Origin of the sequence: Enterobacter sp. SGAir0187 (assembly GCF_002952735.2) — a bacterium.
In the GTDB taxonomy this organism is placed as follows: Bacteria; Pseudomonadota; Gammaproteobacteria; order Enterobacterales; family Enterobacteriaceae; genus Enterobacter; species Enterobacter quasiroggenkampii.
Genome location: NZ_CP025034.2, coordinates 1,905,960 through 1,930,364, shown reverse-complemented (window position 1 = coordinate 1,930,364; position 24,405 = coordinate 1,905,960). Strand labels below are relative to the sequence as shown.

The 24,405-nt window shown below is 53.9% G+C and carries 18 protein-coding genes; 2 read left to right on the top strand and 16 right to left on the bottom strand.

Annotated features, from left to right (window positions below):
• Positions 1 to 51: 51 nt before the first annotated feature.
• The 6 genes from CWR52_RS09260 to CWR52_RS09235 all read right to left on the bottom strand — a co-directional run bounded on the left by CWR52_RS09260 (position 52) and on the right by CWR52_RS09235 (position 9,201).
• On the bottom strand, positions 52 to 3,315 hold the full coding sequence (locus CWR52_RS09260; protein ID WP_104949475.1) for a type I restriction endonuclease subunit R: 3,264 nt from the start codon (positions 3,313 to 3,315) through the stop codon (positions 52 to 54).
• A 96-nt stretch (positions 3,316 to 3,411) separates the two neighbouring features.
• Positions 3,412 to 4,818 (bottom strand): restriction endonuclease subunit S, encoded by a 1,407-nt coding sequence (locus tag CWR52_RS09255; protein WP_104949474.1) that lies wholly within the window; start codon positions 4,816 to 4,818, stop codon positions 3,412 to 3,414.
• On the bottom strand, positions 4,808 to 6,430 hold the full coding sequence (locus CWR52_RS09250) for a type I restriction-modification system subunit M (protein WP_104949473.1): 1,623 nt from the start codon (positions 6,428 to 6,430) through the stop codon (positions 4,808 to 4,810). Before CWR52_RS09250 ends, CWR52_RS09255 begins: the two co-directional genes overlap by 11 nt.
• A gap of 49 nt (positions 6,431 to 6,479) precedes the next feature.
• A complete protein-coding gene (locus CWR52_RS09245) occupies positions 6,480 to 7,661 on the bottom strand; it encodes a restriction endonuclease (RefSeq protein ID WP_104949472.1) in 1,182 nt (393 codons plus the stop codon).
• Positions 7,662 to 7,762: 101 nt separating this feature from the next.
• The gene (locus CWR52_RS09240; RefSeq protein WP_104949471.1) at positions 7,763 to 8,410 is read right to left on the bottom strand and encodes a LysE family translocator; all 648 of its coding nucleotides are present in this window, start codon (positions 8,408 to 8,410) and stop codon (positions 7,763 to 7,765) included.
• A gap of 47 nt (positions 8,411 to 8,457) precedes the next feature.
• On the bottom strand, positions 8,458 to 9,201 hold the full coding sequence (locus CWR52_RS09235) for a helix-turn-helix domain-containing protein (RefSeq protein ID WP_104949470.1): 744 nt from the start codon (positions 9,199 to 9,201) through the stop codon (positions 8,458 to 8,460).
• A gap of 151 nt (positions 9,202 to 9,352) precedes the next feature.
• On the opposite strand from CWR52_RS09235, the gene CWR52_RS09230 reads away from it, so the two are divergent.
• Positions 9,353 to 10,723: an NAD-dependent succinate-semialdehyde dehydrogenase gene (locus CWR52_RS09230; protein ID WP_104949469.1), complete on the top strand. Its 1,371-nt coding sequence runs from the start codon at positions 9,353 to 9,355 to the stop codon at positions 10,721 to 10,723.
• Between the two features lie 55 nt (positions 10,724 to 10,778).
• Here the strand turns inward: CWR52_RS09230 and CWR52_RS09225 are convergent, their stop codons facing one another.
• Positions 10,779 to 11,324: a YfaZ family outer membrane protein gene (locus tag CWR52_RS09225; RefSeq protein ID WP_104949468.1), complete on the bottom strand. Its 546-nt coding sequence runs from the start codon at positions 11,322 to 11,324 to the stop codon at positions 10,779 to 10,781.
• A 412-nt stretch (positions 11,325 to 11,736) separates the two neighbouring features.
• Here CWR52_RS09225 and CWR52_RS09220 point away from each other — a divergent pair, with 412 nt between their 5' ends.
• Positions 11,737 to 13,095, top strand: coding sequence for an esterase-like activity of phytase family protein (locus tag CWR52_RS09220; RefSeq protein WP_129546953.1), 1,359 nt, complete (start codon positions 11,737 to 11,739; stop codon positions 13,093 to 13,095).
• Positions 13,096 to 13,172: 77 nt separating this feature from the next.
• Here the strand turns inward: CWR52_RS09220 and CWR52_RS09215 are convergent, their stop codons facing one another.
• From CWR52_RS09215 to hpaX, 9 genes are all read right to left on the bottom strand, one after another.
• A complete protein-coding gene (locus CWR52_RS09215) occupies positions 13,173 to 15,020 on the bottom strand; it encodes a 3'-5' exonuclease (protein ID WP_104949466.1) in 1,848 nt (615 codons plus the stop codon).
• A gap of 185 nt (positions 15,021 to 15,205) precedes the next feature.
• Complete coding sequence (gene yjiA / locus CWR52_RS09210) at positions 15,206 to 16,159, bottom strand: GTPase (protein WP_104949465.1); 954 nt, start codon at positions 16,157 to 16,159, stop codon at positions 15,206 to 15,208.
• A gap of 10 nt (positions 16,160 to 16,169) precedes the next feature.
• The gene (locus CWR52_RS09205; protein ID WP_003856610.1) at positions 16,170 to 16,373 is read right to left on the bottom strand and encodes a YbdD/YjiX family protein; all 204 of its coding nucleotides are present in this window, start codon (positions 16,371 to 16,373) and stop codon (positions 16,170 to 16,172) included.
• 65 nt (positions 16,374 to 16,438) lie between these two features.
• Positions 16,439 to 18,592: a carbon starvation CstA family protein gene (locus tag CWR52_RS09200; protein ID WP_104949464.1), complete on the bottom strand. Its 2,154-nt coding sequence runs from the start codon at positions 18,590 to 18,592 to the stop codon at positions 16,439 to 16,441.
• 191 nt (positions 18,593 to 18,783) lie between these two features.
• On the bottom strand, positions 18,784 to 19,701 hold the full coding sequence (locus CWR52_RS09195; RefSeq protein ID WP_104949463.1) for a helix-turn-helix transcriptional regulator: 918 nt from the start codon (positions 19,699 to 19,701) through the stop codon (positions 18,784 to 18,786).
• Between the two features lie 177 nt (positions 19,702 to 19,878).
• Entirely contained in the window at positions 19,879 to 20,388 is a 510-nt protein-coding gene (locus CWR52_RS09190; RefSeq protein WP_104949462.1) for a 4-hydroxyphenylacetate 3-monooxygenase reductase subunit, read from the bottom strand.
• Positions 20,389 to 20,405: 17 nt separating this feature from the next.
• Positions 20,406 to 21,968 carry a 4-hydroxyphenylacetate 3-monooxygenase, oxygenase component gene (hpaB, locus tag CWR52_RS09185; protein WP_045335599.1) on the bottom strand — a complete coding sequence of 521 codons (1,563 nt, stop codon included), beginning with the start codon at positions 21,966 to 21,968 and terminating at the stop codon, positions 20,406 to 20,408.
• 177 nt (positions 21,969 to 22,145) lie between these two features.
• The gene (hpaA, locus tag CWR52_RS09180) at positions 22,146 to 23,078 is read right to left on the bottom strand and encodes a 4-hydroxyphenylacetate catabolism regulatory protein HpaA (RefSeq protein ID WP_104949461.1); all 933 of its coding nucleotides are present in this window, start codon (positions 23,076 to 23,078) and stop codon (positions 22,146 to 22,148) included.
• Complete coding sequence (hpaX, locus tag CWR52_RS09175) at positions 23,050 to 24,402, bottom strand: 4-hydroxyphenylacetate permease (RefSeq protein WP_104949460.1); 1,353 nt, start codon at positions 24,400 to 24,402, stop codon at positions 23,050 to 23,052. The genes hpaA and hpaX overlap by 29 nt, the downstream gene beginning before the upstream one ends.
• Between the last annotated feature and the right edge of the window lie 3 nt (positions 24,403 to 24,405).

Here is a 24,405-nt window from a genome sequence, read left to right as displayed (position 1 = left end):
ATAATCCTTGTTGCACCGGAAGAACAGTCTTTGCCAAAATCAGTTGATATATTAAATTTTTATCGAGCCCATATTTTGTTTGAAATTTTCTGCCTGCATCAATACGCCCAGATAGACCTCGTCGTTTGCTACAGGAGGGAACTTATGTTTATGCAGTAAAAGAATTAACTCAACTTTAAGTTTGGCTTTAATATCATCACGTTTACTCCAGTCTGGATACTTTGACGTGTTATCAACTACTGCTTTCATCTCTTTTGCCAGCGCCAGCATCTTGTCGTCTTCATAGGTAAACTGATACTTGTCACGCATATGTGCCAGGATGTCATAAAACGCTTTCTCTTCGATATCAATTCCCAAATCTGCATAAGTGCCCATTTCGGTTTTAATATCATAGATAATGTCGGTCATTTCCTGACTGAAATGATCAAACTCTTCACCGTTCAGTACGTCGTCTTCCCGGCGCTCGTTATATCTGTCCATGATGGACTGGAAGCGGCGAGTGAAGTTGATTCCCTGAAGCTGGTTAATCTTTTTAAAGTCGCTGATGGCTTTCTCCAGCAGTTTCTGCAGAAGCTGGATCTTTGTTGCGGGCAGCTTGATCTTATTAATACGCGCCAGATAATCCTCGTCGAAAATATCGATCGATTCCGCTTTCTTATCGCCCAGGAAAAATAGCTCTTCCACGCCATCTGCCTTTAATGCGTCAGAAATCATCTCTCGCACACGGGCGTTCATCTGGGTAACGTCAGGAGCATCACCCTTGGTCAGCTTAAAGACGATGGAACGCACGGCAAGATAGAAATGGATACGATCTCGCTCTGACTGCGATAGCGCCTCGCTGCCGCAGCAGACATCGTATGCCGCCTTCAGGCGCTTCACTAGCCCCATAAATCGACGTTCAATTTTCTGGGTACGCAAGACAAATTCTGCCGCCAGATTCAAACATGCCAGCTGAGCCTGAGGCTCTCCTGTGAAGTAAGCGCGGCTGTCGAAATCGTGGAAAACTTGCGACAGAAGGTCGAGATGATTCTTTACCTCAATGACCGACTGCTGAATGTCTTCAAAGTTGGTGGCGTCAATTCGGGAATACATCGCCAGTGCCTGGTTCATCTGGCGCTTGATGCCGATATAGTCCACCACCAGACCTTTACTTTTCCCTTCCAGCTTGCGGTTAACACGGGAGATGGTCTGAATCAGGTTATGTTTTTGCAGAGGCTTATCGATGTAAATGGTGTCCAGTTCCGGCACGTCGAAACCTGTCAGCCACATATCGACCACAATAGCGATTTTGAAATTCGACTTTGCGTTTTTGAACTGTTTATCGAGCTGTTTACGGTACTCTTTACCGCCCAGCAGGTCGTACAGTTTGGCGTCATCGTCTTTACCTCGCGTCATCACCATCTTGACCATTTCGGACGGTGGCAGCTCTTTCTGCTCCTGCTCGGTAAGCTCAACCCCTTCAGGGGCCTGTTTAACCTCAAACCACGCCGGTCGACAGTCCTTCAACTGACGATATAAATCCCAGGCAATTTCCCGGCTGGCGCAGACAAACATGGCCTTACCTTTCACCGTTGAGCCTTCAGCGACGCGTTTTTCATAGTGTTTAGCAAAGTCTTCCGCCAGCGACTTCAGGCGATCCTCATCTCCGAGGATTGCGTTCATGGTGGCGCTGGCTTTTTTGCTTTCGTCGATCTGCCACTCATTAGTGCCCGCGTTAGCGCACTCTTCGTAATATTTCTCTACCTCTTCCAGCTTGCTGGCATCCAGGATCACTTTTGCTGCGCGACCTTCATAGACGATGCGTACCGTAATCTCATCCTGAACGGATTCGGTCATGGTGTAGCTGTCCACTACCGCGCCGAAGACATCCAGCGTGGCGTCTACAGGCGTTCCGGTGAAACCGACATAGGTGGCCGCTGGCAGCGAGTCGTGCAGATATTTGGCGAACCCCCAGGTCTTGCGTACCTTGCCGCTCTCTTTATCGACGATCACTTTCTGATCCAGGTTGACCTGGCTGCGGTGCGCTTCGTCAGAGATACAAATGACGTTGTTTCGCTCGGAGAGCAATTCGGTGTCTTCAGTAAATTTATGGATGGTGGTCAGGAATACGCCGCCGCTATTACGACCGGCAAGCTTTTCCCGCAGATCGTCGCGGCTGGTGACGGGCTCCACGGTATCGTCACCGATATAATTTTTGGCATTACTCATCTGCGTGGAGAGCTGATCGTCCAGATCGGTACGGTCAGTGATCAGCACGATGGTCGGGCTGGCAAACTCGACACTTTTCATCAGCAGGCGGGTTAAGAACTGCATGGTGTAGCTCTTACCGCAGCCCGTGGCGCCAAAGTAGGTGCCGCCTTTACCGTTACCGTAAGGTTTACGCGCTCGCTCAATGCTGTAGTAGAGCTTGCGCGCGGCATAGTACTGCGGATAGCGGCAGCAGATTTTCACTTCGTGTTTGGCTTTATCCGGGAAGCAGATAAAGTTTTTAATCACGTCCAGCAGGCGTACCGGATGAAATAGCCCCTGAATCATTGAGTGCAGGGAAGGGATACCGTCCTGCTCTCGGTTTTCGTTACCGGTGACTTTGCGCCAGGAGTAGAAATACTCATACGGCGCGAACAGATTGCCCATGCGGTTATTGACGCCGTCGCTGATAATACACAGCGCGTTATAGACAAACAGCTGAGGAATATCGCGACGATAGCGGATACAGAGCTGTTTATACGCGTCGCCAATATTGGCTTCCTGCTCTCGCACCGCGCTTTTAAATTCAAACACCACTAACGGTAGGCCGTTGATATACAGGATGGCATCCGGAATGCGCGGCTGGTTTTCTTTGCCGGTGATGGTCAGCTGATTAACGATCTTAATGTGGTTCAACGGCTGGATAAGATAGCTTGCTGGCGTTTCAGCAGCCTGTTGCAGTTGTACCTCTTCGCTATCGAATAGCTCACGCAGCGCGGCGGGCAGGTGCCGGGTATCGAGCAGTTCGATATAGAGATCTTTTTGCTGACGATCGTCGCGTTTAAACAGGAAGCCATTGGCCAGCCAGGTACAAAAGGTCTTATTACTTTCGTAGAGATCGGAGGCGGGCAGGGTAGTGAACTGTTTGATCAGCCGCTGGATTTCGTCTTCAGTTATACAGTCGGCCTGATAGCGGGATGCGAGATAGTGGCGAAGATCGTCTTCAATAATCACCTGATCGAGGCTGGAACGCGGCATATTGTCGCCTGTCAGGTGCTGGTAACCCTGCTCCTGTAACAATTCAATTATTGCCTGTTCTAACTTCGCTTCACTGAATGAAAGATGCATATCCCGCTCCGGCCCTGGCTGGTTTTCTGGTAAGGGTTCCTGTAATAAGAGAAAACCTTACCAGAAAGCCCCTGATTTTACAGGGGCAAAAATGCATTATGCGGCTTCGGTTTGCTTGATTATGTCTGGGAGATCCTCCAGGGATAGCTCGCCGGAAATTAGTTTGGGGAGCAGGGTGTCGCGGAGGTTTGTTAATGCAGTTATTTGCCGTGTATTGCTTACTACTTTTTCAAAATGTTGGTGAGCTAATCGTGTAAATTCAGCTATTATATTTTTAGATGGGATAACTAAATTAATAGTTTTAAAGGCGCTTTTGCTAATTTCTGCAAATGTCGTTCCTCCAGCCATTCCCTTGATATCATCCATAATATTTTCAAGCCAGTAGATAATATATTCTGGCGATAAATTTTTAGATGAAGGAATGGCTATATATCCCTGGTTTATAGCCATAGGTGTTTTAGCCAGGGCTAAATATCCTATTGGTGCTCGTGATGACATCAAAACTGTATCAGTTGGTAATAAACCAGAGGAAATTTTTATCAAACCTAACTCTGTTATTTTTTTGCTGGTATCCAATAATACCTTACTATCATTACCTGCTAGGTCTTTAGGTGATGTCCAATGAATAGTGCCGTTTTCCCAAAAATCTGCATTTGAAGTGCTTGGCGTTGAACCACCTTTCACAACTAATTCATCGCCAGCAGTGGATATTTTCCAACCTTTCGGTACGCAACCCAACTCGGTTTCTTCAAATTCAGCCGGAAACAATGCACGAATATCCGCCGGAAGTGGTTTGAAATCTACACTCTTGCGTACTTTTTGACGCAGTTCAGCGCGAGATTGCAGTGCTTCCGGGATTGGATTTCCCTCATCCAGCGCGTTATCAATCACTGGGTCGAAATCTACAAACCAAGATTTAAAAATAGATTGAGATATTTTCTCAAATATTTTATTAATGTTCTTATTGATAGTTATTTTTTTATCAAGACAAGCAAGATAACTAGCAATTAATCTTTGCACCTCAAACGGTGGTTTGTTGAAAGTGAAAGACAATATTTTGCTTGGTGATGTATGCTTAACGGTTGTTCCCGTAATACCAGATAAAACATGATTTCGATACTCTGCCCCACAGAGCAAGTAGAAAAGGAAATCTTTATAAATATGGTTATTTTTGAATTCAATTAACCCTATGCGTTGATTATGAAGGAATTTTTTTCCTTGTAAAGATGGAATGAGTGCAGGATATCCTAATGTATCCGCATCTTTACTTAGATCAGTCATCGTGACTATTAGGTTCCCTTCCTTCAAAAGATATTCTTTTTGAATGGGGCCAAGATAATATTTCAATCTTTCGATTTTGAAACCGCCGCCAATACAAAAATTTCCTGGAGTGACCAAGATGTTTTCTGTTTCTGAACTATGGAAGTACTCACCTTTAAAAGCATAACCATGTTTGATAGTGATATATTCCGATAATGTAACAACAGGCCACTTATTCCCCATAACCCAGCACCTCCAGATTCTGACGAATCGCCTTATCCAGTTCTTCCGCCTGCTTCATCTGTGCAAACAACGTCTTCGTCAGCTCGCTCATTTTAGTTTCAAACGCCACGCCGTCATCTTCCTGCTCAGCAGCACCGACATAGCGGCCCGGGGTCAACACATAGTCGTTAGCCTTGATCTCTTCAATAGTCGCGACCTTGCAGAACCCGGCCTGATCGTCGTATTGCGCCAGCCTGCTGTCGCCGCGCTTAACGCGCTCGGCCAGCTCTTCTGGCGTACTGCGCCAGGCGTGGTAAGTATCTGCGATGGTAGCGATATCTTCTGCCGTAAGCTCTTTGGTGGTGCGGTTCATCATGGTGCCGAGGTTACGCGCATCGATAAACAGGGTTTCGCCCTGACGGTTACGATAGCCTTTGGCCGGATCGGCCGCCTTCGATTTGGTCATAAACCACAGGCAGACCGGGATCTGGGTGGTGTAGAACAGTTGGCCGGGCAGGGCGATCATGCAGTCGATCAGATCGTTTTCGATCATCTGCGCGCGAATCTCGCCTTCGCCGCTGGTATTGGAACTCATCGAGCCGTTTGCCAGTACAAAACCAGCGGTGCCGTTAGCCGACAGCTTGGAGAGCATATGCAAAATCCAGCCGTAGTTGGCGTTACCGGTTGGTGGTGTGCGGTAGCCAGCAAAGCGCGGATCGTTGGTCAGCTCGGCGTCGTTGCGCCAGTCTTTCAGGTTAAACGGCGGGTTTGCCAGAATGTAGTCGGCTTTTAAATCCGGGTGTTGGTCGCTGAAGAAGGTGTCCGCCGGGCGCTCGCCAAGGTTGGCGGAAAGACCGCGAATCGCGAGGTTCATCTTCGCCAGCTTATAGGTGGTGGCTGTCAGTTCCTGACCGTACAGGGCGATATCGCGGCTTTTACCCTGGTGGCTTTCGACGAACTTCACCGACTGGACAAACATCCCCGCCGAGCCGCAGCATGGGTCATAAATTTTGCCCTGGAACGGTTCGAGCATTTCGGTCAGCAGCGTAACCAAGCATTTTGGCGTATAGAACTCACCGCCGCCTTTGCCTTCGGTGGCGGCAAACTTGCCAAGGAAGTATTCGTACACGCGGCCGACCAGATCTTCTTTCGACAGCGCTTCAACGTCGGTTTCGTGTGCCAGCGTTTCGATGTTGTCGATAGTGTCGATCAGCGATGCAAGCTTCTTGGTCTCCAGATCCTGACGGCTGAAGTAGTTATCCGGCAGCGCGCCTTTCAGCGTCGGGTTGTTCTTCTCAATGGTGGAGAGGGCGGTATCAATCAGAACGGCGATGTTGCCTTGCTTGGCATTATTTTTGATAAATGACCAGCGGGCCTCTTCCGGCAAATAAAAGATGTTGTCCTGCTGATAGAACACTTCCATATCAACAAACATTTTTTGCTCTTCATCGGCGAGCATTTTCTTACGATGAGACTCAAATTTATCGCTAATAAATTTCAGGAATACGAGGCTCAGCACCACGTGCTTGTACTCGGAGGATTCAACGCTACCGCGAAGCTGGTTCGCGGTATCCCATAATGTGTCTTCAAAGCCTTTCTTTGCTTTGGCTTTTTTTGTTGTTGCTTTGGCCATGATGAACTCAATCAGGAAAAATTTGGCGTCTATTGTAGCGATTAAGACGTTAAATTTCGCCTTTTAATCCCTCTTCCAGCTCATCAAAAAGCTGTAAATCTACGTCCAGCAGCTCGACCGCGTTGCTGCGTCGAATGCCAACATTATTCTCAATCAGCAGTTCAAGCAGTCGGTCACCATCTATCAAGGTAATAGGAGCCGCACCGGGATGCAGCGCCGCTTTTTCACAGTTCCCGGCAAAACGACCCGTGGTGATGAGCGTGCCCCGGATCGCGCTGTGATAAGGCAACGCACCGCGTAACTGGTCGATAACAGGACGGGTAATATTGCTCTGCATACGCTTAACCTGCACCACTTCCGTGATGGTGGTAATGCCCACCTGTACTCTGCCGACAACGTCGACGCCCTTATCGCCCGACGCTTTGGTCACTTCCACCTGTTCATAACCCATCGCCTCCAGAAGTTGACCAATCAGATGCTCAAATTTGTAGGGATTCATGGTGCTGATTTGTTCGCGTAGCTGTTCTTTTTGCTGCTGGTTGTAGCGCTTAACCGCATCCAGAAGTTCTTTTCGTGGATCGGCTTTGCGGGCCGGTAAGGCATTTGCCAGCCATGCCCGGCCTTTATCGGTGATGTAGTAACTCATCCCTTCGCGGGCGACCATATCGCGATCGATCAGGTTATAGAGTCGCGAGTAGAGGGTGCTTTTAATAGAACTGGTAGAAGCGAATTTTGAATGCTGGTGTAAAAAAGCCTGCCATTCCGGGAGTAAGTCAGCACGACGGGACATTTCACGTCCCGCCAGCAGTTCAAGAAGTTGCAGTAACCCTTCTTTATCGTCCAGCGCGCGGAGCGTGGCGTCATCATTATTCAGAAATTGCTGCCCGCGCTGGGTGGGGACCCAGATATCTTTCGGCGTCGTTTCCATCAGTTCGAAAACAGAGGAGTTAAGAAACAAATAGCTACCGTAGCTATGGCGGGGATTTAGGATGTGGTTATCCTGATTCCATATCCGCAGGGCGATTTCAGCGTCTTCGCCTTTCAGGCGTTCGTTGATCCACATATCAGGTTCGGACCAGTCGACCGGGTTTTGCGGCGTGCCGGTTTGTTCCTGAATCGCACTGATCATGTTACGTACCGAATTCACTGAATAGCCGGAGACGGCTTTCATCATTGCCTGAGCCTGCGCATAGGTTGGAAAAAGTGGCGTAATGACTTTGTAATTTTTCACGTTGTTCCCTTAACGATTGCTATGGCATTAGCTTGCCACGTCAGGGAATAAATACTAATAGCTAAGTCACTTATTTTGTAAGGTAATAAAGGCGTTGCTTTCTATAGGGGCAATACACTATTTTCCAGCACCCGCCACAGCACCCACCCGCCAAACCCCATCAGCACCACCCCCGCCGTGCGCTCTATCAGCCACAGCGCAAGGCTGAGCTTCTGTTGCACCGACGATAGCCCCATCAGCGACACCAGCGCCAGATCCCATACCAGCACCACCATCACCATCCAGACGCCGCAGGTTGCCTGCTGAAGCAGCGTCACGTCCGGTCCCAGCAGCGCCGTCATCAGCGCCAGATAGAACAACGCGTTCTTCGGATTAAGCAGCGCAGAGCCGAGCCCCAGCAGGATCTGCTTGCGCAGCGAGGGGCAGCGCTGATGGGGTTCATTCAGCGCCAGTACCTGCGGTTGGTTGCGCACCAGATGCGAGCCGATCCACAGCAGGTACAGCGCCCCGCAAAGCTCTATCAGCGTAAACAGCCACGTAAACTGGCGCAGCGCGCTCCAGCCGATAATCACCAGAACAATATAAAGCGCGTTACCCGCGGCGATGCCGACGCACAATCCGGCGCTGCCGCGCAGTCGGTAGCGCGCCGCGTAGCCCACCAGCAGGAAAAAGTCCGGACCCGGACTTAACAGGGCGACAAAATGCGCCAGCGCCAGGGCGACAAAAGCAGAAGGGAAGAACAGTTCCATAGCGACCTCAGCTAACAATCTGAGGTCAGACTACGGTGATGAAAAACCTATTTATTGTCTGATATTGATCGGCCCGTCGCGTACTGGCGCGGCGTGGCGGCGGTATAGCTGACGAAAGTCTTATGAAAATGGCTCTGGTCGGCAAAGCCGCTCTGGTAGCCGACGTCGGCGATGTCGTCTCCGGCACGTAGCCGCGCTTTGGCGAACTCCACGCGGGAGATGTTGAGGAAGCTGCCCGGCGTCAGGCCGGTGTCCTGCCGGAAGGTGCGGATCAGCGTCTCCTTGCGCAGCGAGAATCGCTGGGCAAGTTCGTCAAGCGAAGGCGGTGCGGCCAGGTCGGCAAGAAACGCCTGCCGCACGTGCTGACTGGTTGAGCGAAGCGCCTCTGCGTTTTCCACGCGGCGGGGCAGGGCTGAAAGCAGCGTGTCCACGGATACAGGCGACATCGTCTCAACGATATCAAGGTAGCGTTTGAACAGCGTAGGGTCGCGAATCACCTGTAACGCCAGAGGAATATCGGTGTCGATATAGAGCATATGGTAGCTGCGCGGCTGCCCGTCGACGGGGTTGCAGCTGTGCGGCACATAAGCTGGGATCGCAATGAGGTCCCCGGGATGAAGAATGTACTCTTGGTCATGGCACACGCAGCAGGTCTGGCCCTCAACAATCGCGCCGATGGAGAGTTGAGGGTGACAGTGGCGTTTATACGCCTGCGTGCTCTGCCAGGTGCTGCGCAGCTCAATGCCCCTGGCGCGGTGAAAAGTCTGGCGAACGTGTCGGGTATAGGTCATGGAAACTCCTTCTGGACGTTTTTTATACCACGTCAGCGAACTGTCCGGCACTGCTTAACTCAGAACCTTCCGGATATACCCAACTTTACGTCCACAGCCAGTTATGTTGACTACCCTTAATACCCTAAGCGGTAAAACAAGGAGATTCGATATGGCTTATCAGACAGTAAATCCTGCCACTAACCAGCTCATCAAAGAATACCCCTCGCATACCGACGCGGATATCGAAGCGGCGCTGAAGGCGGCCGATGCGCTTTACCATTCGGACTGGGCGAAAGGCGACATCAGCCAGCGCCTGCCGGTGCTGCATAAGCTTGCCGACCTGATCGACGAGCGCACCGAGGATCTGGCGAAAATCGCCAGCCAGGAGATGGGCAAGCTCATCGAACAGAGCCGTGGCGAGGTGAAGCTGTGCGCGCAGATCGCCCGCTATTACGCTGACAACGCGAAGCAGTTCCTGGCTCCGGTGAAATATCAATCCGAACTCGGGGAAGCGTGGGTGGAGCATCATCCCATCGGCGTGCTGATGGCCGTTGAGCCGTGGAACTTCCCGTATTACCAGCTGATGCGCGTCCTGGCACCAAACCTGGCGGCAGGCAACCCGGTGATCGCCAAGCATGCCAGCATCGTGCCGCACTGCGCCGAGACCTTTGCCCACCTGGTCCGCGAGGCGGGCGCGCCGGAAGGTGCATGGACTAACCTGTTTATTTCGTCCGAGCAGGTGGCAAACATCATTGCCGACGATCGCGTGCAGGGTGCCGCATTAACCGGCTCCGAAAAAGCCGGTAGCGTGGTGGCCGCACAGGCGGCGAAGCACATTAAGAAATCTACCCTGGAGCTGGGCGGTAACGACGTGTTCGTGGTGCTGGACGACGCGGACCTGGATAAAGCCGTGAAGATTGGTGTGAATGCGCGGCTCAACAACGCCGGACAGGTCTGCACCGCGGCGAAGCGCTTTATTCTGCACGAGAAGATCGCCGATGCTTTCCTGAGCAAATTCACCGAGGCATTTAAGCAGGTGAAGATTGGCGACCCGCTGGACGAGAGCACCACGCTGGGGCCGCTCTCTTCCAAAGATGCGCTGGAAACGCTGACCAAACAGGTTAACGAGGCGGTGAAAAACGGTGCCACGCTGCACTTTGGCGGCAAGCCCGTGCAGCGCGATGGGAGCTTCTTCGAACCGACGATCCTGACGAATATCTCCCGCGATAACCCGGCATACTTTGAAGAGTTCTTCGGCCCGGTTGCGCAGATGTACGTGGTGAAAAACGACGACGAGGCGGTCGCGCTGGCGAACGACTCCCACTACGGCCTGGGCGGGGCGGTGTTCAGCCAGGACATCGAGCGCGCGAAGAAAATGGCGTCGCGGATCGAGACCGGGATGGTGTACATCAACTGGCTCACCGATACCGCGCCGGAGCTGCCGTTCGGCGGCGTGAAGCGTTCCGGCTACGGACGCGAGCTGTCGGATCTGGGGATCAAAGAGTTTGTGAACCAGAAGCTGGTGGTGGTACACAAGTAATACCCGAGACAAAAAAAACCTGCCGCATGGCAGGTTTTTTTGTTTGTTCGTTGGCTTAGAAGCTCACGCCGCCGCCCACGTATGCGCCGTCAATCAGCGTGTGGTTTGGACGGCCGTCTTTGCCGTCAACACTCACGTGGCGGTAACCCACTTTCAGCGTAACCGGTTTGATTGGGGTCCAGCTAACGCCGCCGTTCGCTTCCACGTAGTTTTTCACGCTGTTGTTCAGCCCGTCTGGCGCCACATAGCCTTCTCCGAAGACGTTGATGCTGTCGGTCAGGGCAACCTTCACGCCGCCACCGATGGGGAACGCTACGCCGTTATCGCCTTTTTTTGGGCCAACGTAGAGGGCCTTAGCGCCTGCGTTCAACATTACCGGACCGACTTCGAAGTTGTATCCTGCACCTACGCCACCGGTTGTGGTGCCGTCATCGGTATTTTTAAGCCAGCTACCTTCGGTGTACAGACCGGAGGTCGATTTACCCATTTCCACATTGAGGTTGGTAAAGTTTTTACCCTGTTCAATGCTTCCGCCCATAGCCAGTGCGGAGCCGGAGACGGCGGTCAGAGCAGACAGGATGAGAATGTTCAGCTTTTTCATGAGTATTTCCTCGTCGTCAAAGTAATCTGAGCGCACCTTAACAAGAGATGTTTATGACTGCAAATGTGAGTCATGTCGCGTTTTTATGCTGATTTTGTTGGTTTTTTGATTTTTAAATGTTGGGTGAATGTTTGCAAGGCAAGGTGTCAATGCGTAATGAGGTCGCGTTTAGGAAAGGTTCAGCGTTTTGATTAAACATTAGCTGAACGAGCCGGGAAAATTGCTTTGAAATGCATTAACAGAATTTCTAATAATTTCCAAAAGTGTTTCAGTTGTCATAGATAAAGACACAGGTTTACATTTCTGGGGAGGAATATACACCGCGTTGTGGTGCGCCGCTTCCCTCTCCATGTCATTTTTCTGACACGTTTATTCATTACGTTGTTGGCTTCACTTACTGGATGCTAACAATATGAAAAGAAAAATTATTCCTGTGCTTATCGGTTGTGCGCTCTCTTTCTCTGGCCTGGCGGCACAGCCTACCGCTGAGCGCTATGTCGTCAGCTTCCCTGACGGCTCCCATGTGAAATACAGCGGCGCGTTTGCCGATGCGTTTCCGAACGGGCTCCCGGTGGGGATTGGTTCTGGCCTGCTGTTTACGGGCAAGCAGGGCGATGCCCTGACGTTTGCGACCGTGACCGATCGCGGTCCCAACGCCGATGCGCCAAAAATGGGTAAAAACGAGGCCAAAATATTTGTCACGCCAGATTTCGCGCCGCTGCTGATGACCATCCGCGTCCAGAACGGCAAAGCAGAGGCGGTTGATGCCCGTCCGCTGCATGACGATAAAGGCGAGATTAATGGTCTGCCGCTGCAAAGCGGCGTGATTGGCTCCACCAATGAAGTGGCGTTCAGCGATACCTTAAAGACGCTCAAGGGTGACAACCGCGGGCTGGACACGGAAGGCATCACGCCGGACGGCAAAGGCGGCTACTGGCTGTGCGACGAGTACGGCCCGTTCCTGATTAACGTCGACAGCAAAGGCAAGATCCTCGCGATCCACGGGCCGCAGGCCGCGGAAGGGGAAAAATCCATCGCGGGCGGTCTGCCAAACATCATCAAATGGCGCCAGCCCAATCGGGGCTTTGAAGGCCTGACCCGAATGCCGGACGGGCGGATTATCGCCGCCGTGCAAAGCACGCTGGATATCGATGGGAAGAGCAAAAAGCAGGCGCTGTTTACCCGTCTGGTGAGCTTTGACCCGGCGACCGGCAAAACTGCGATGTACGGTTACCCCATCGACAGCGCGGCCTACGACAAAAACAGCGATGCCAAAATCGGCGACATCGTGGCGCTCGATAACCAGCACATCCTGCTGATTGAGCAGGGAAGCGATAAAAACGACGGGATGCGTAATCTGATTTACAAGGTGGATCTCAGCAAGGCGAGCGATCTTTCCGCCTTCGACAAGCCGGGCGAGTACCCGGAATTTGATGATGAGAAAACCCTGGCGCAGCGCGGCATTACCCTTGCGTCAAAAACGCAGGTGGTCGATCTCCGCGCGCTGGGCTGGCAGCAGGAGAAGGCTGAAGGGCTGGCGCTGATCGACAGCAAAACGCTTGCGGTGGCGAACGATAACGACTTTGGCGTGAAGGTGTCGATGCAAAACCCGGTCGAGGGCAAGAAGCTCAAGGATTATCGGGTGAACGCGGAAGGCAAGTTGACGCTGGATGATAAGCCGGTGGAAACCACGCTCAGCGTGAAGCCGCTGGAGAAGCCGGAGTCCGACAGCGAGTTGTGGATTGTGACGCTGCCGGAGGCGGTGAAATAATTTTATCCCTCATCCTAACCCTCTCCCCACAGGGGAGAGGGGATTGTTCGGTGCAGATATTTATCAACGCGGAGCAGCTAGATAGTTTTAACGCTCTTTTCCCAGGTCTCGACCAGATGATCTCGCAAGTTTCCGGTTCCGTGCATTGTCACCAGAAGATTCTGTCGTGCGCGGGTAAAACCGACGTAAAGGCGCTTGATATCGTCACTCAGATCTTCACTATCCCTTTCCTTTGCCGCATCCATAATGGCGACTGAGTGAAATTCAAGACCTTTACTGCTTGGCAGCGGCATGATGCAGAGGAAATCATTCTGCGGTGACCAGTGCTTTTTATCATCGCTGGAGACAATCATCTGGTAGGGGATCTTGCGGGCTTCGAGCCGTGGTCCGAGCATACCTGAAATGCTGTAGGTGGAGGGGCACAGTATGGCGATTTCCGACCATGCAACCCCCTGCTGACGCTGCTCTGTGACCCAATCAAGGACGCGTGTAATCTCCTCGTCCTGATTATCAAAGCTGTCCAGCGCCGGATACTGCCCTGACAGTCCTCCTGCGGCAGGCTGCTGGTATTTGAGAGAGGCCTCTATGTGATTATTGAGATAATTAAATGCTACGCTGCTAGCAAAATGGAGTATTTGCCGGGTATTGCGATAATTGGTATCCAGAATCGTTGTGCGGCCCTGAGCCTTTATATCGACGCTGGAGAGGGTAAAATCGAGCGCTTTCTTTTTCTGATAAATTGACTGAGCGTCATCATACAGGAAAAGCAGGGAGCTATCTTTATTGTCCGGCATCTTAGCGAGGATTCTTAGCCATTCCGGCTTAAAATCGTGTCCTTCATCGATCAAAACGGCGCTGTACTGCTCCGGTTTTATCACGCCATCGTCAAATGCCACCGTCAGCGCATTTTCCATGAGCTCAATGAAGTTTTTGCTCTTGGGTGGAAGACGCCGATTCGCGTTTAACTGCTGATAACACCAGGCATGAAAATGGATAACTTCGACTGGAAGTCTGAGGCTATATTGTTCGAGCTGCGCTTTAAGTTTTTTGGCCAGCGTAATGTTGTAGCAAATCACGAGTATCGGTTTGGTATTTTCAATGTTGTTGGCAAGCTCAATACATCGGTGGTGCAAAATGAGCGTTTTGCCTGATCCTGCCACGCCGTGAATGACCCTGTGTCCTGCCCCCATACTTCTGGCGAGTTGTTCCTGATTCCTGTCCATCATGCAGACTACATCAGGGGTGTGGAACGTAAAATTATCCAGATCGACCCGCGTCACGGACGCGTTAATACGTACGTCGGGATAAAGATGCCAGCGAATGCGGTCGAGCTGTTGTGGGGTCGCGTGATGAACGAAGCGATGTCTGAGAAGGGATTCGAGCCGGGCGGAGATCTGTTCCCGGGTCATAAATTCGGTGAGCTCGTTTTTGCAAATTACCTGGCTGGTGGGCAATATCTCATTCAGCTCGTCGGGTGTAAAATTCCTTTCCAGCTGCGCCCGGGTGATATTACTCAAGTACACCCCATATCCATACGGCATAATAAAGCTGCCCTCATAATCGCCCTGCTGCTGGCGAAGCAGAGGATCTTTTTTCAGGCTGTCAATGATGTGGAAGGTATATTGTCGAACCTGTTCGAGCGGGTTTTTTAGGGGCTCAATGCCGTTTTTGGTCTCATAATCAATATGCGTTTTATTCGCGGCTTTTATTTTCGTGATAAACCAGTCTTTCACCTCAACAAACAACAAACCTTTTTCGGGTGCCAGAATCACAAAATCAGGATGCTCTTGCCTGTCTCCCATTCGGGTGTCGTACCAGCAGGTACACTGTTCGCTGAGCCCACCCTCAAGAAGCCTTGCCAGCCTTTTTTCTCCGGCCGTTATCTTCTCGCTACAGCTGCTGATTGTGGGAATAATGATTGCCATATTACGCCTACCAATTCATGAAAATTATATAATTCCGTTCAATTAATATTTCAGAGAATATTAATTGAGACATGATTTTTATTATTAAGGACATTAACAGACAATATGGCAAACAGAAAGCGTGATACGAGGAAATCTGCCTCAGAAAAATACGCTCCCTTTCCCGCGGACAAGGGAGCGGCTATTTACTTTTTCAGCCCCGCAAATGCCGCCCGAATCTCCTCTTCCGGCAGCTGGATACCAATAAACACCATCACGCTGTGCGGCGGTTCATCGCCCCACGGTCGGTCCCAGTCGGCGCTGTACAGGCGCTGAACGCCCTGGAACAGCAGACGGTTGGGCTCGCCGTCAATCCACAGCATCCCTTTGTAGCGCAGCAGCTTGTCGGCAAACGACAGCAGCAGGTTCTCCATCACGCGGGAGACTTCGCTGATATCCACCGGATAATCCAGCTCCACCACAATCGACGCCACGTCGTTTTGCTTGTCGGACATAAAGTGGAAGCGCGGTTTTGCGGTGACGTTCTCCTCCAGCATAAAGCCGTTGGTGTTGAACAGCTGGGACAGGTCGATATCGCCGTGCGTCACCGTGTAAATCGGCGCGCGGGAGTTGATGCGCGTCAGGCGCTCGCGAAGCTTAACGCTTTCGCCCGCCACGTCGGTTTTGGTCAGCAGGATGCGGTCGGCGTAGCCCACCTGAGACTGGGCGATGGTGAACTGGTTCATCTGCTCATCGGCGTGGACCGCATCGACCAGGGCAATGACGCCGTCCAGCAGGTAGCGCTGGCAGAGGATTTCGTGAGAGAAAAAGGTCTGAATAATCGGGCCGGGGTCGGCCATGCCGGTGCACTCGATCACCAGACGGTCAAAGTCGATTTCACCGCGATCGCGGCTGTCGAGCAGGTCCAGCAGGGCGTCTTCCAGCTCGTTAGAGCGGGTGCAGCAGATGCAGCCGTTGGTCAGGGTTTTGATCTGCGTGGCGCGATCGCCAATCAGCTGGTCGTCTACGGAGACTTCGCCAAATTCGTTTTCGATGACGGCGATTTTAAAACCGTGCTGTTCATTCAGGATGTGGCGCAGCAGGGTGGTTTTACCGGCGCCAAGGAAACCGGTCAGCAGGGTAACGGCAATCGGGGTCATGGTCTCTCCTTTAGCAGCAGCGGACGCCGCCTTCTCCACTTCCGCCGTAGCGCGCTTCCTGACGCTCGCGGAAGAATTCGGTGTAGGTCATGTATGGCTTATCCGGATGGTTGGTCTTCATATGCTCAACGTAGTTGTCATAGTCCGGAATGCCAATCAGCATTTTCGCCGCCTGACCGAGGTATTTTTTTGCTTCGCCTAAGTTACCAAACATAACGTGTCCTGATAAGAAAAAGCCCGGTGGCGCGCAGCGATCCGGGCCTACAGTTACATGCTGGATTAATGGTGTGAAGAGGTCTTCACGCCGCCTTCCGGCACCGGGACGTACGGGGTTTCTTTATCCGTACGGCCTTCAGCGTTACGCACGTTCAACCAGGTTTTGATGCCGTAGAAGATGATGCTGTACACCACCACCAGGAACAGAATGCTCAGACCCGCGTTGGTGTAGTTGTTCACCACGATATGGTTCATGTTGGCAATCTGCTGGGCCGTAAGGTCTGCGCCGCTTGCGGCAATCTTCTCTTTGTACTGGTTAGCCATGAAGAAGAAGCCTTCCAGCTGCGGATTGGCGCTGAACAGCTTCAGGCCAAGCGCCCAGGTGGTGCAGAGCAGCAGCCACAGCGCAGGAACCACGGTGACCCAGATGTATTTGGTGCGCTTCATCTTCACCAGTACCACGGTGCCGAGCACCAGCGCCACGGCAGCCAGCATCTGGTTAGAGATACCGAACAGCGGCCACAGGCTCTTCACGCCGCCGAGCGGGTCGACAACGCCCTGATACAGCAGGTAGCCCCACAGACCGACGCAGCCCGCCGTACCCAGAATGCCCGCCACCAGAGAGTCGGTTTTCTTCAGGAACGGCACGAAGTTACCGAGCAGGTCCTGCAGCATGAAGCGGCCCGCACGGGTACCGGCGTCCAGCGCGGTGAGGATGAACAGCGCTTCGAACAGAATACCGAAGTGGTACCAGAAGCCCATGTCCGCCCACGGCAGCACTTTGTGGAACACGTGTGCGATACCGACAGCCAGCGTCGGTGCGCCACCGGCGCGGTTCAGCACGGACGGTTCGCCGATGTCCTTCGCGGTCTGCATGATCTGCTCTGGCGAAATCACGAAGCCCCAGGAGCTGACGGTCGCCGCCGCGTGTGCGCTGGCGTCTTTCAGTTGCGCCATAATCAGCGCCGCGTTGTCGCCGCCCATCTCGTGCAGGTTTGGCATGGTAATGCCAAGACCCGCCGGTGGGGTGTTCATCGCAAAGTACAGACCCGGTTCGATGATGGACGCGGCAACCAGCGCCATGATCGCCACGAAGGACTCCATCAGCATCGCGCCGTAGCCGATCAGGCGTGCATCTTTCTCGTTCGCCAGCAGCTTAGGCGTGGTACCGGAGGAGATCAGGGCGTGGAAGCCGGAGACCGCACCGCAGGCAATGGTGATGAACAGGAACGGGAACAGGGCGCCTTTCCACAGCGGGCCGGTACCGTCGATGTACTGCGTTACCGCAGGCATTTTCAGATCCGGGTTGATCAGCAGGATGCCGATCGCCAGACCGACGATAACGCCGATTTTAAGGAAGGTGGCCAGGTAGTCACGCGGGGCCAGAATCAGCCAGACCGGCAGCAGCGCGGAGATAAACGCATAGCCAATCAGCGCGAAGGTGATGGTGGTGTCCTTGAAGGTCAGCGCCGGGCCCCAGTACGGGTCGTGCGCAATCACGCCGCCGAAGTAGATGGAGGCGACCAGCAGCACGATACCAATTACCGACACTTCACCCACGCGTCCCGGACGCAGGAATCGCATGTAGATCCCCATGAACAGCGCAATCGGCACGGTAGAGCAAACGGTGAAGACACCCCACGGGCTTTCAGCCAGCGCTTTCACCACGATCAGGGCCAGCACCGCAAGGATGATGATCATGATCAGGAAGCAGCCGAACAGGGCGATAGTCCCCGGCACGCGACCCATCTCCTCTTTGACCATCTCACCCAGAGAGGCGCCGTTACGGCGAGAAGAGATAAACAGCACCATAAAGTCCTGCACCGCACCCGCCAGCACCACGCCCGCCAGCAGCCAGAGCGTACCCGGCAGGTAACCCATCTGCGCAGCCAGTACCGGGCCGACCAGCGGGCCCGCACCGGCGATTGCGGCAAAGTGGTGACCAAACAGCACGTAGCGGTTGGTTGGCACGTAGTTCAGGCCGTCATTGTTAATGACCGCCGGGGTGGCACGCGTCGGGTCGAGCTTCATGACCTTCTGCGCGATGTATAAGCTGTAGTAGCGATAAGCCACAAGATAGACGGAAACCGACGCGACCACGATCCACAGGGCGCTTACGTGTTCGCCCCGGCGTAATGCGACAACCGCCAGACAAAAAGCGCCGAGGATCCCGAGTAAGGCCCAGGGCACGTGCTTCAGTAGTTTTTTAGTATCCATAGTAAGACCTGGTTTTTTATGTAAAGAAAAAAGGGTCAGGGTTCGTTGTGAGGAGGTATTGATTAATGCTGGAGCGATCGTGCCAGATCAACGCGCGCGTAAAGGACGGTAAATGAATGAGTGGTTGAAAGTGCCGGGTGAGCGGTCAAAGGCGGCGACGAGCGGTTTCGGCTCGCCGCCAGTGGGCGAAATTATGTGATTGAGATCACTTGATTATTCGGGGCACGCTCCACGGCCAGGTAGCTTTCCAGCGTCCTGATGAGCTTCTCCTTCAGCCAGCTCGGTTCCAGTATCTGAATATGGGGGAGCCAGTAGAACAGCAGCGGCAGGATCTGGTTCTCGTGGGCCGCCTGGCAGCGCAGCGTGACGCCGCCCTGTTGCTCCTCCAGCAGCTCCTGTTCCGGCAGAAGATCGCGGCGCAGGAAGTAATGTGAAATATTATCTTTAATGAATATTTTCACTGCGAAAGTATCTTCGGACACCCAGGGGTCAAGGCTTTTTTCCAGCAGCGCAAGGACATTTTCTTCGGGAGTGAAGGTCGTTTTCTGAATATCAAACCAGCTAATCTGGCTCAATGAGAAGGATTTCAGCCGGCTATTTTCGGTGGCTTGTAAATACCATATATTTTTTTTGTTAATGAGTTTATAGGGATTAATCAGGCGGGTTTTGCCCTTATAAACGATCTGGCAAACATTATGGTTTTTAATCGATTTCTCGACTTTCGTTAAATGACGGCGAATATCGCGTTCTAACGTGTGTTCCGCTTCATTACCAAGAATAAGAATATGGTTTTCGTCTACGCGCGTTTCAAGCTTTTGCCAGAATTCCGTATTTCTTTCAGGGAAAAAGCTGTCGGCATTCAGAAAGTTAGCCAGAGTGTGGTGCAATCCTTGTCCGCCGGGCGATTGTGCAGAATGAATCAGACGATATAGCCCGTTACCGGTATGTTCAACAATGGGAGAGAGTGCATTTAAATCCCGATAGACGGTGCGCTCGGTAATTTTAAATTTCTCCATTAACGCACTGCGGTTTACCACACCGTTTAAATGTAGCTCAAGGAGAATATCGACCAGACGTTCAGCCGAGCGGCTCCGCGTCGTTTTAGCCATAAGGTCATCCTGTATATATAGGCATGCGCTGAATGATGCGGGTGCACTGACACAACCTGTCAGTATTCAGGCACAGAAAATTTCTCTTATGGGTATATAACGGCGTGATTTAGCGGAAACCTTAGGAGTTTTTGCAGAAAGCGGCGCTGGCCGGAAAAAAGGCCAGCGCGAGGGAGATCACACGGCGGCTTCCGCCTCCAGCATGACCGGGTGGAAACGGCGCCTGAAGTAGATCAGGCCGTGGCCCGCATCACTCAGAATGATGTTTTTAATTTCTACCAGATAGACCAGATGCGTGCCGATGGTTTGCACCTGGCTTATTTCGCCTTCAAGGCTGGCCAGCGCGCCCTTGAGTACCGGCTGCGCCAGCGGGCCTTTCTGCCAGCAGGAGAGGGCAAAGCGATCCTCCATCGTCATACCGGTCATCCCGGCGAAATGGCGCGCCATGATCTCCTGCTCGTGGTTCAGCACGTTAACGCACAGCCTGCCGTTGCCCTGGAATACCGGGTTCATGGCGCTGTTAGCGTTGATGCAGACCATGACCGACGGCGGGGTATCCGTCACCGAGCAGACGGCGGTAGCGGTGATGCCGCAGCGTCCGGCCTCACCCTCGGTGGTGATCACATTGACCGCCGCCGACAGGCTACTCATTGCGTCGCGAAAACGCAGGCGTTGTTCTGATTGCATGAAAACCTCCCGCTGCGCTATTTCAGCAGCTTGTCGAGCATGTTGATATCGCTGTTGTTGTGCAGGTGCGGCACGGTCCAGCCATGCTGGTCGTACTCGGACATGCAACGGTCGACCATTGCCATCATCTTGTCCATATTCCCGGAGCTTTGCGCCTGACGCAGGCATTGCAGGCGGATCTCATCCTGGCTGCCGGAGTAGTTGATTTCGTACAGCTCGTGACGACCGCCAAACTCGCTGCCGATGGCATCCCACATCAGTTTCAAAATCTTGATGCGTTCGACGTGATCCATGCCGTTGGAGCCGCGCACGTATTTCGCCAGATACTGGTCGATCTGCGGGTTGTTCAGATCCCGGGCGCTGGACGGCAGATAGATCAGCCCGGAGGTGACGTTACGCTCAATGATGTTCTTGATCTTGGCGTAGGCCATTGGGGCCATCACGCGGTAGGTCTGCAGCGCGGCATGATCCGGCAAATATGCGCCGTTGACCCACGGGGTGGCTTCGGAGCACATGGAGTCGCTCAGCGCCCAGAACATGTTGCGCCAGGCCACCACTTCGCCGAGATCCGCCTGCACGCCGCGGAACTCCAGGGTGCCGGTACACTCCAGGGATTTCTTCAGCAGGGCGGTGATGAAGTCGAGCTTCACCGCCAGACGCACGCAGGCCTGCAGCGGGTACATGCGGGCGAAACCGCCTTCCATCGTCCAGCGGCGGCAGCGGTCGAAATCGCGGTAGATCAGCACGTTTTCCCACGGGATCAGCACGTGATCCATCACCAGGATCGCATCGTTTTCATCAAAGCGGCTGGAGAGCGGATAGTCGTACGGGGATCCGGTTGCGCCTGCCACCATCTCGTAGGAGGCGCGGGAGATCAGCTTCACGCCCTCGGCATCCATCGGCGCGACGAACATCAGCGCGAAGTCCGGGTTTTCGCCCATCACCTGCGCGGAGCCGAAGCCGATCATGTTGTAGTGGGTCAGGGCGGAGTTGGTTGCCACCACTTTCGCACCGCTGACGATAATCCCGGCGTCGGTCTCCTTCTCCAGCTTGATGTAGACGTCTTTTACCTCGTCTGCTGGCTTGTGGCGGTCGATCGGCGGGTTAACGATGGCGTGGTTAAAGTACAGGCCGGTTTCCTGAATACGGGTGTACCAGCTCCGGGCGTTTTGCTCGAACTGGCCGTAGAAGGCCGGGTTGGCGCCGAGCGCGCAGCCGAACGCGGCTTTGTAGTCCGGCGTGCGGCCCATCCAGCCGTAGCTCAGGCGCGACCACTCGGCAATAGCGTCGCGCTGCTGGCGCAGGTCGTCGGCACTTTTCGCCACGCGGAAGAACTTGTGGGTATAGCCGCCGCTGCCGGTGTCGGTGCCCCAGCACAGCGTGTCCTGCATGTCCGGCTTGTGCAGCGCGTCGTACATCTGCGCGATGGAGGCTGCCGCATTGCGAAACGCCGGATGGGTGGTGACGTCTTTGACGCGCTCGCCGTAGATATAAATCTCACGACCGTCCTGCAGACTTTTTAAATATTCTTCACCGGTTAACGGACGTTTGGCATCAGCGCGGAACTCTTCAGGTTTCATAGGGACCTCGTATCGGAATAGGTTTGTTAAATTTATGTTTTGTTTTTGTTGTTTAATTGAAGCCTGAGAGGGGCGTAACGTGAAGGGACGTTTGGGACAACGACGGGTACTTTTCGCGAGAGATCGCAGAGTGTGATTTCCCTCACCCTAACCCTCTCCCAAAGGGAGAGGGGATGGTTACTCCCTCTCCCTATGGGAGAGGGTAGGGGTGAGGGGAACAGGGGAAACCGGTACTTTCTGCGCCCGATACGCGCTGGGCGAGCACCCCACTAAGCGGTTAAAAAACCGGGCAAAATAGGCCGGGTCCTTAAACCCCAGCTGCCAGGCAATCTCGCTGACGGTGCTGTCGGAGAAGAGCAGCAGGCGTCTGGCCTCCCGCAGCTGGCGGTCGAAGATCAGGCGTTTTGGCGGGCGGTTGGCGAAGCGGCGGCAGATATCGGTCAGGCGAGATTCGGTCAGGTGCAGCTCGCTGGCGTATTCCGGCACCGTCCAGTGCTGGTGGTAGTGGGTGTCGATCAGCTGGGTAAACCGCTGGAACAGCTTCAGCTCGCCGCGCATGCCGCCTGACGCGTGGTCGTCGAGCTTCGCGTTGCGCAGCAGGAGGGTAAACACTGCCTGCGCCAGCAGGACCAGGGTATGCTCGCGCCCCGGTAGCTGTTCCGTCGATTCCCGGGCTATCAGCTGCCAGTAGTGCTTCAGCGCCGCCAGCTCGTTCGGCTTGTCGGCAAGCGAGAGGCAGATCCCCGGCAGGCCAAACGCCTCCCGCGTGCCGGGGTAGAGCACCTCCAGCAGCGGCCAGATCAGGTCCTCGCGCACCGTCAGCACGTGTCCGTCGCTGTCGGATTCGGTGATAAACGCGTGCGGCACCGACGGCGGCGTGAGGACAAACAGCGGGGCCTGCACCGAATAGCGGTGATCGTCGAGCTGGAGCTCTATCTGCCCGGTATCGAGAAAGTGCATCTGAAAGTACTGGTCGTGACGATGCGCCTGCATGTCGCGGCCAAAAAAGGCCGCCATGCGGGCGAACGACTGGTAGTGCACATCGTCGGTGCCCAGACTTTCGTCGTACTCCTTGCTGATATCAATGTTGGCGATAGGGTTCTGGCACATGATCGTTCCTCTGTTGATCCCGCTGCGTCATCGGAATACGTGTCAGCACCAGCGCGCCGACCACCAGCAGTCCGGCCACGAACCACAGTCCGGAGCTGAAGCTGCCGGTCGCGTCGCGCAGGATCCCAATCAGCAATGGGCTGACGGCGGAGCCGACGTTGCCGATGGCGTTGATCACCGCCAGCGCCACCGCGCGGGACTGCAGGCTAATAACCCGATCCGGCGTGGTCCAGAATATCGCCATGGCGGTAAACGATCCGGTTGAGGCCATGATGATGCCAAGCAGTTGGATCAGGCTGTGATCTGTCGCGGAGGCCAGCATCCATCCCGCCGCGGCGAACAGGTACGGCAGGATGGTGTGCTTTTTTCGCTCTTTCAGTCTGTCGGAGCGGCGGCTCCACCAGATCATCCCGAGGATGGTGCAGAACTGCGGGATCGCCGCCAGCAGGCCGATGACGATATTGCTGCTGCCGGTGTTGAAGCTTTGCAGGATCTGCGGCGTCCAGATGTTGATCGCGCTCAGTGTATTGGTCAGACAGAAGTAGGCCAGCGTGTAGAGCAGCACCGCCGGGGTCAGCACCTCGCGCAGCGTCGAACGCGGCGTGACGGATTGGGCAATGGCGACCTCCTGCTCGCGGGCGATCATCGTTTTGAGCGCCTGCTTTTCGTCCTCATCCAGCCAGGTGGCCTGGTCCGGCGTGTCGTTGAGGTAAAACCAGGTCACCACGCCGAGCACCACCGACGGCAGCCCTTCCAGCAGGAACAGCCACTGCCAGCCCTTGAGGTTCCACAGTCCGTCCATCGCCAGAATGTACCCGGAGAGGATCGAGCCGAGCATCATGGTGACCGGCATGGCAATCATAAACAGCGCGTTGGCGCGGGCGCGGTGATAGGCCGGAAACCACCAGGTGAGATAGACCAGAATACCCGGCAGGAAACCGGCTTCGGCAATGCCCACCAGCATGCGAAGGACGTAAAGGGTTTCGGGGCTGGTGGCGAACATGGTGCAGGTGGAGGCAATACCCCATACCACCATGATCCCGGCGATCCAGCGGCGTGCGCCGATCTTCGCCAGCATGATGTTGCTCGGGATGCCGCACAGCACGTAGGTGACGTAAAAGAGCGTCGCGGCCAGGCCAAACATGGTTGAGGTGAGGCCCAGATCTTTGCCCATCGTCAGCCCGGCGAAGCCGATGTTGATGCGATCGAGGAACGAGAAGACAAACAGGATAAAGAGAAAGACGATCAGGCGTCGGAACAGCTTATTAATGGCGCGATGTTCAACAGCTTTATTATCATGCGTTTGCAGGGTAGAGGTCGTCATGGT

What these genes read in the sequence shown, in the direction of transcription:
- CWR52_RS09260 (WP_104949475.1), bottom strand. Translation starts at nt 3,315, where the DNA reads ATGCATCTTTCATTCAGTGAAGCGAAGTTAGAACAGGCAATAATTGAA.
- CWR52_RS09255 (WP_104949474.1), bottom strand. Translation starts at nt 4,818, where the DNA reads ATGGGGAATAAGTGGCCTGTTGTTACATTATCGGAATATATCACTATC.
- CWR52_RS09250 (WP_104949473.1), bottom strand. Translation starts at nt 6,430, where the DNA reads ATGGCCAAAGCAACAACAAAAAAAGCCAAAGCAAAGAAAGGCTTTGAA.
- CWR52_RS09240 (WP_104949471.1), bottom strand. Translation starts at nt 8,410, where the DNA reads ATGGAACTGTTCTTCCCTTCTGCTTTTGTCGCCCTGGCGCTGGCGCAT.
- CWR52_RS09235 (WP_104949470.1), bottom strand. Translation starts at nt 9,201, where the DNA reads ATGACCTATACCCGACACGTTCGCCAGACTTTTCACCGCGCCAGGGGC.
- CWR52_RS09230 (WP_104949469.1), top strand. Translation starts at nt 9,353, where the DNA reads ATGGCTTATCAGACAGTAAATCCTGCCACTAACCAGCTCATCAAAGAA.
- CWR52_RS09225 (WP_104949468.1), bottom strand. Translation starts at nt 11,324, where the DNA reads ATGAAAAAGCTGAACATTCTCATCCTGTCTGCTCTGACCGCCGTCTCC.
- CWR52_RS09220 (WP_129546953.1), top strand. Translation starts at nt 11,737, where the DNA reads ATGAAAAGAAAAATTATTCCTGTGCTTATCGGTTGTGCGCTCTCTTTC.
- CWR52_RS09215 (WP_104949466.1), bottom strand. Translation starts at nt 15,020, where the DNA reads ATGGCAATCATTATTCCCACAATCAGCAGCTGTAGCGAGAAGATAACG.
- yjiA (WP_104949465.1), bottom strand. Translation starts at nt 16,159, where the DNA reads ATGACCCCGATTGCCGTTACCCTGCTGACCGGTTTCCTTGGCGCCGGT.
- CWR52_RS09205 (WP_003856610.1), bottom strand. Translation starts at nt 16,373, where the DNA reads ATGTTTGGTAACTTAGGCGAAGCAAAAAAATACCTCGGTCAGGCGGCG.
- CWR52_RS09200 (WP_104949464.1), bottom strand. Translation starts at nt 18,592, where the DNA reads ATGGATACTAAAAAACTACTGAAGCACGTGCCCTGGGCCTTACTCGGG.
- CWR52_RS09195 (WP_104949463.1), bottom strand. Translation starts at nt 19,701, where the DNA reads ATGGCTAAAACGACGCGGAGCCGCTCGGCTGAACGTCTGGTCGATATT.
- CWR52_RS09190 (WP_104949462.1), bottom strand. Translation starts at nt 20,388, where the DNA reads ATGCAATCAGAACAACGCCTGCGTTTTCGCGACGCAATGAGTAGCCTG.
- hpaB (WP_045335599.1), bottom strand. Translation starts at nt 21,968, where the DNA reads ATGAAACCTGAAGAGTTCCGCGCTGATGCCAAACGTCCGTTAACCGGT.
- hpaA (WP_104949461.1), bottom strand. Translation starts at nt 23,078, where the DNA reads ATGTGCCAGAACCCTATCGCCAACATTGATATCAGCAAGGAGTACGAC.
- hpaX (WP_104949460.1), bottom strand. Translation starts at nt 24,402, where the DNA reads ATGACGACCTCTACCCTGCAAACGCATGATAATAAAGCTGTTGAACAT.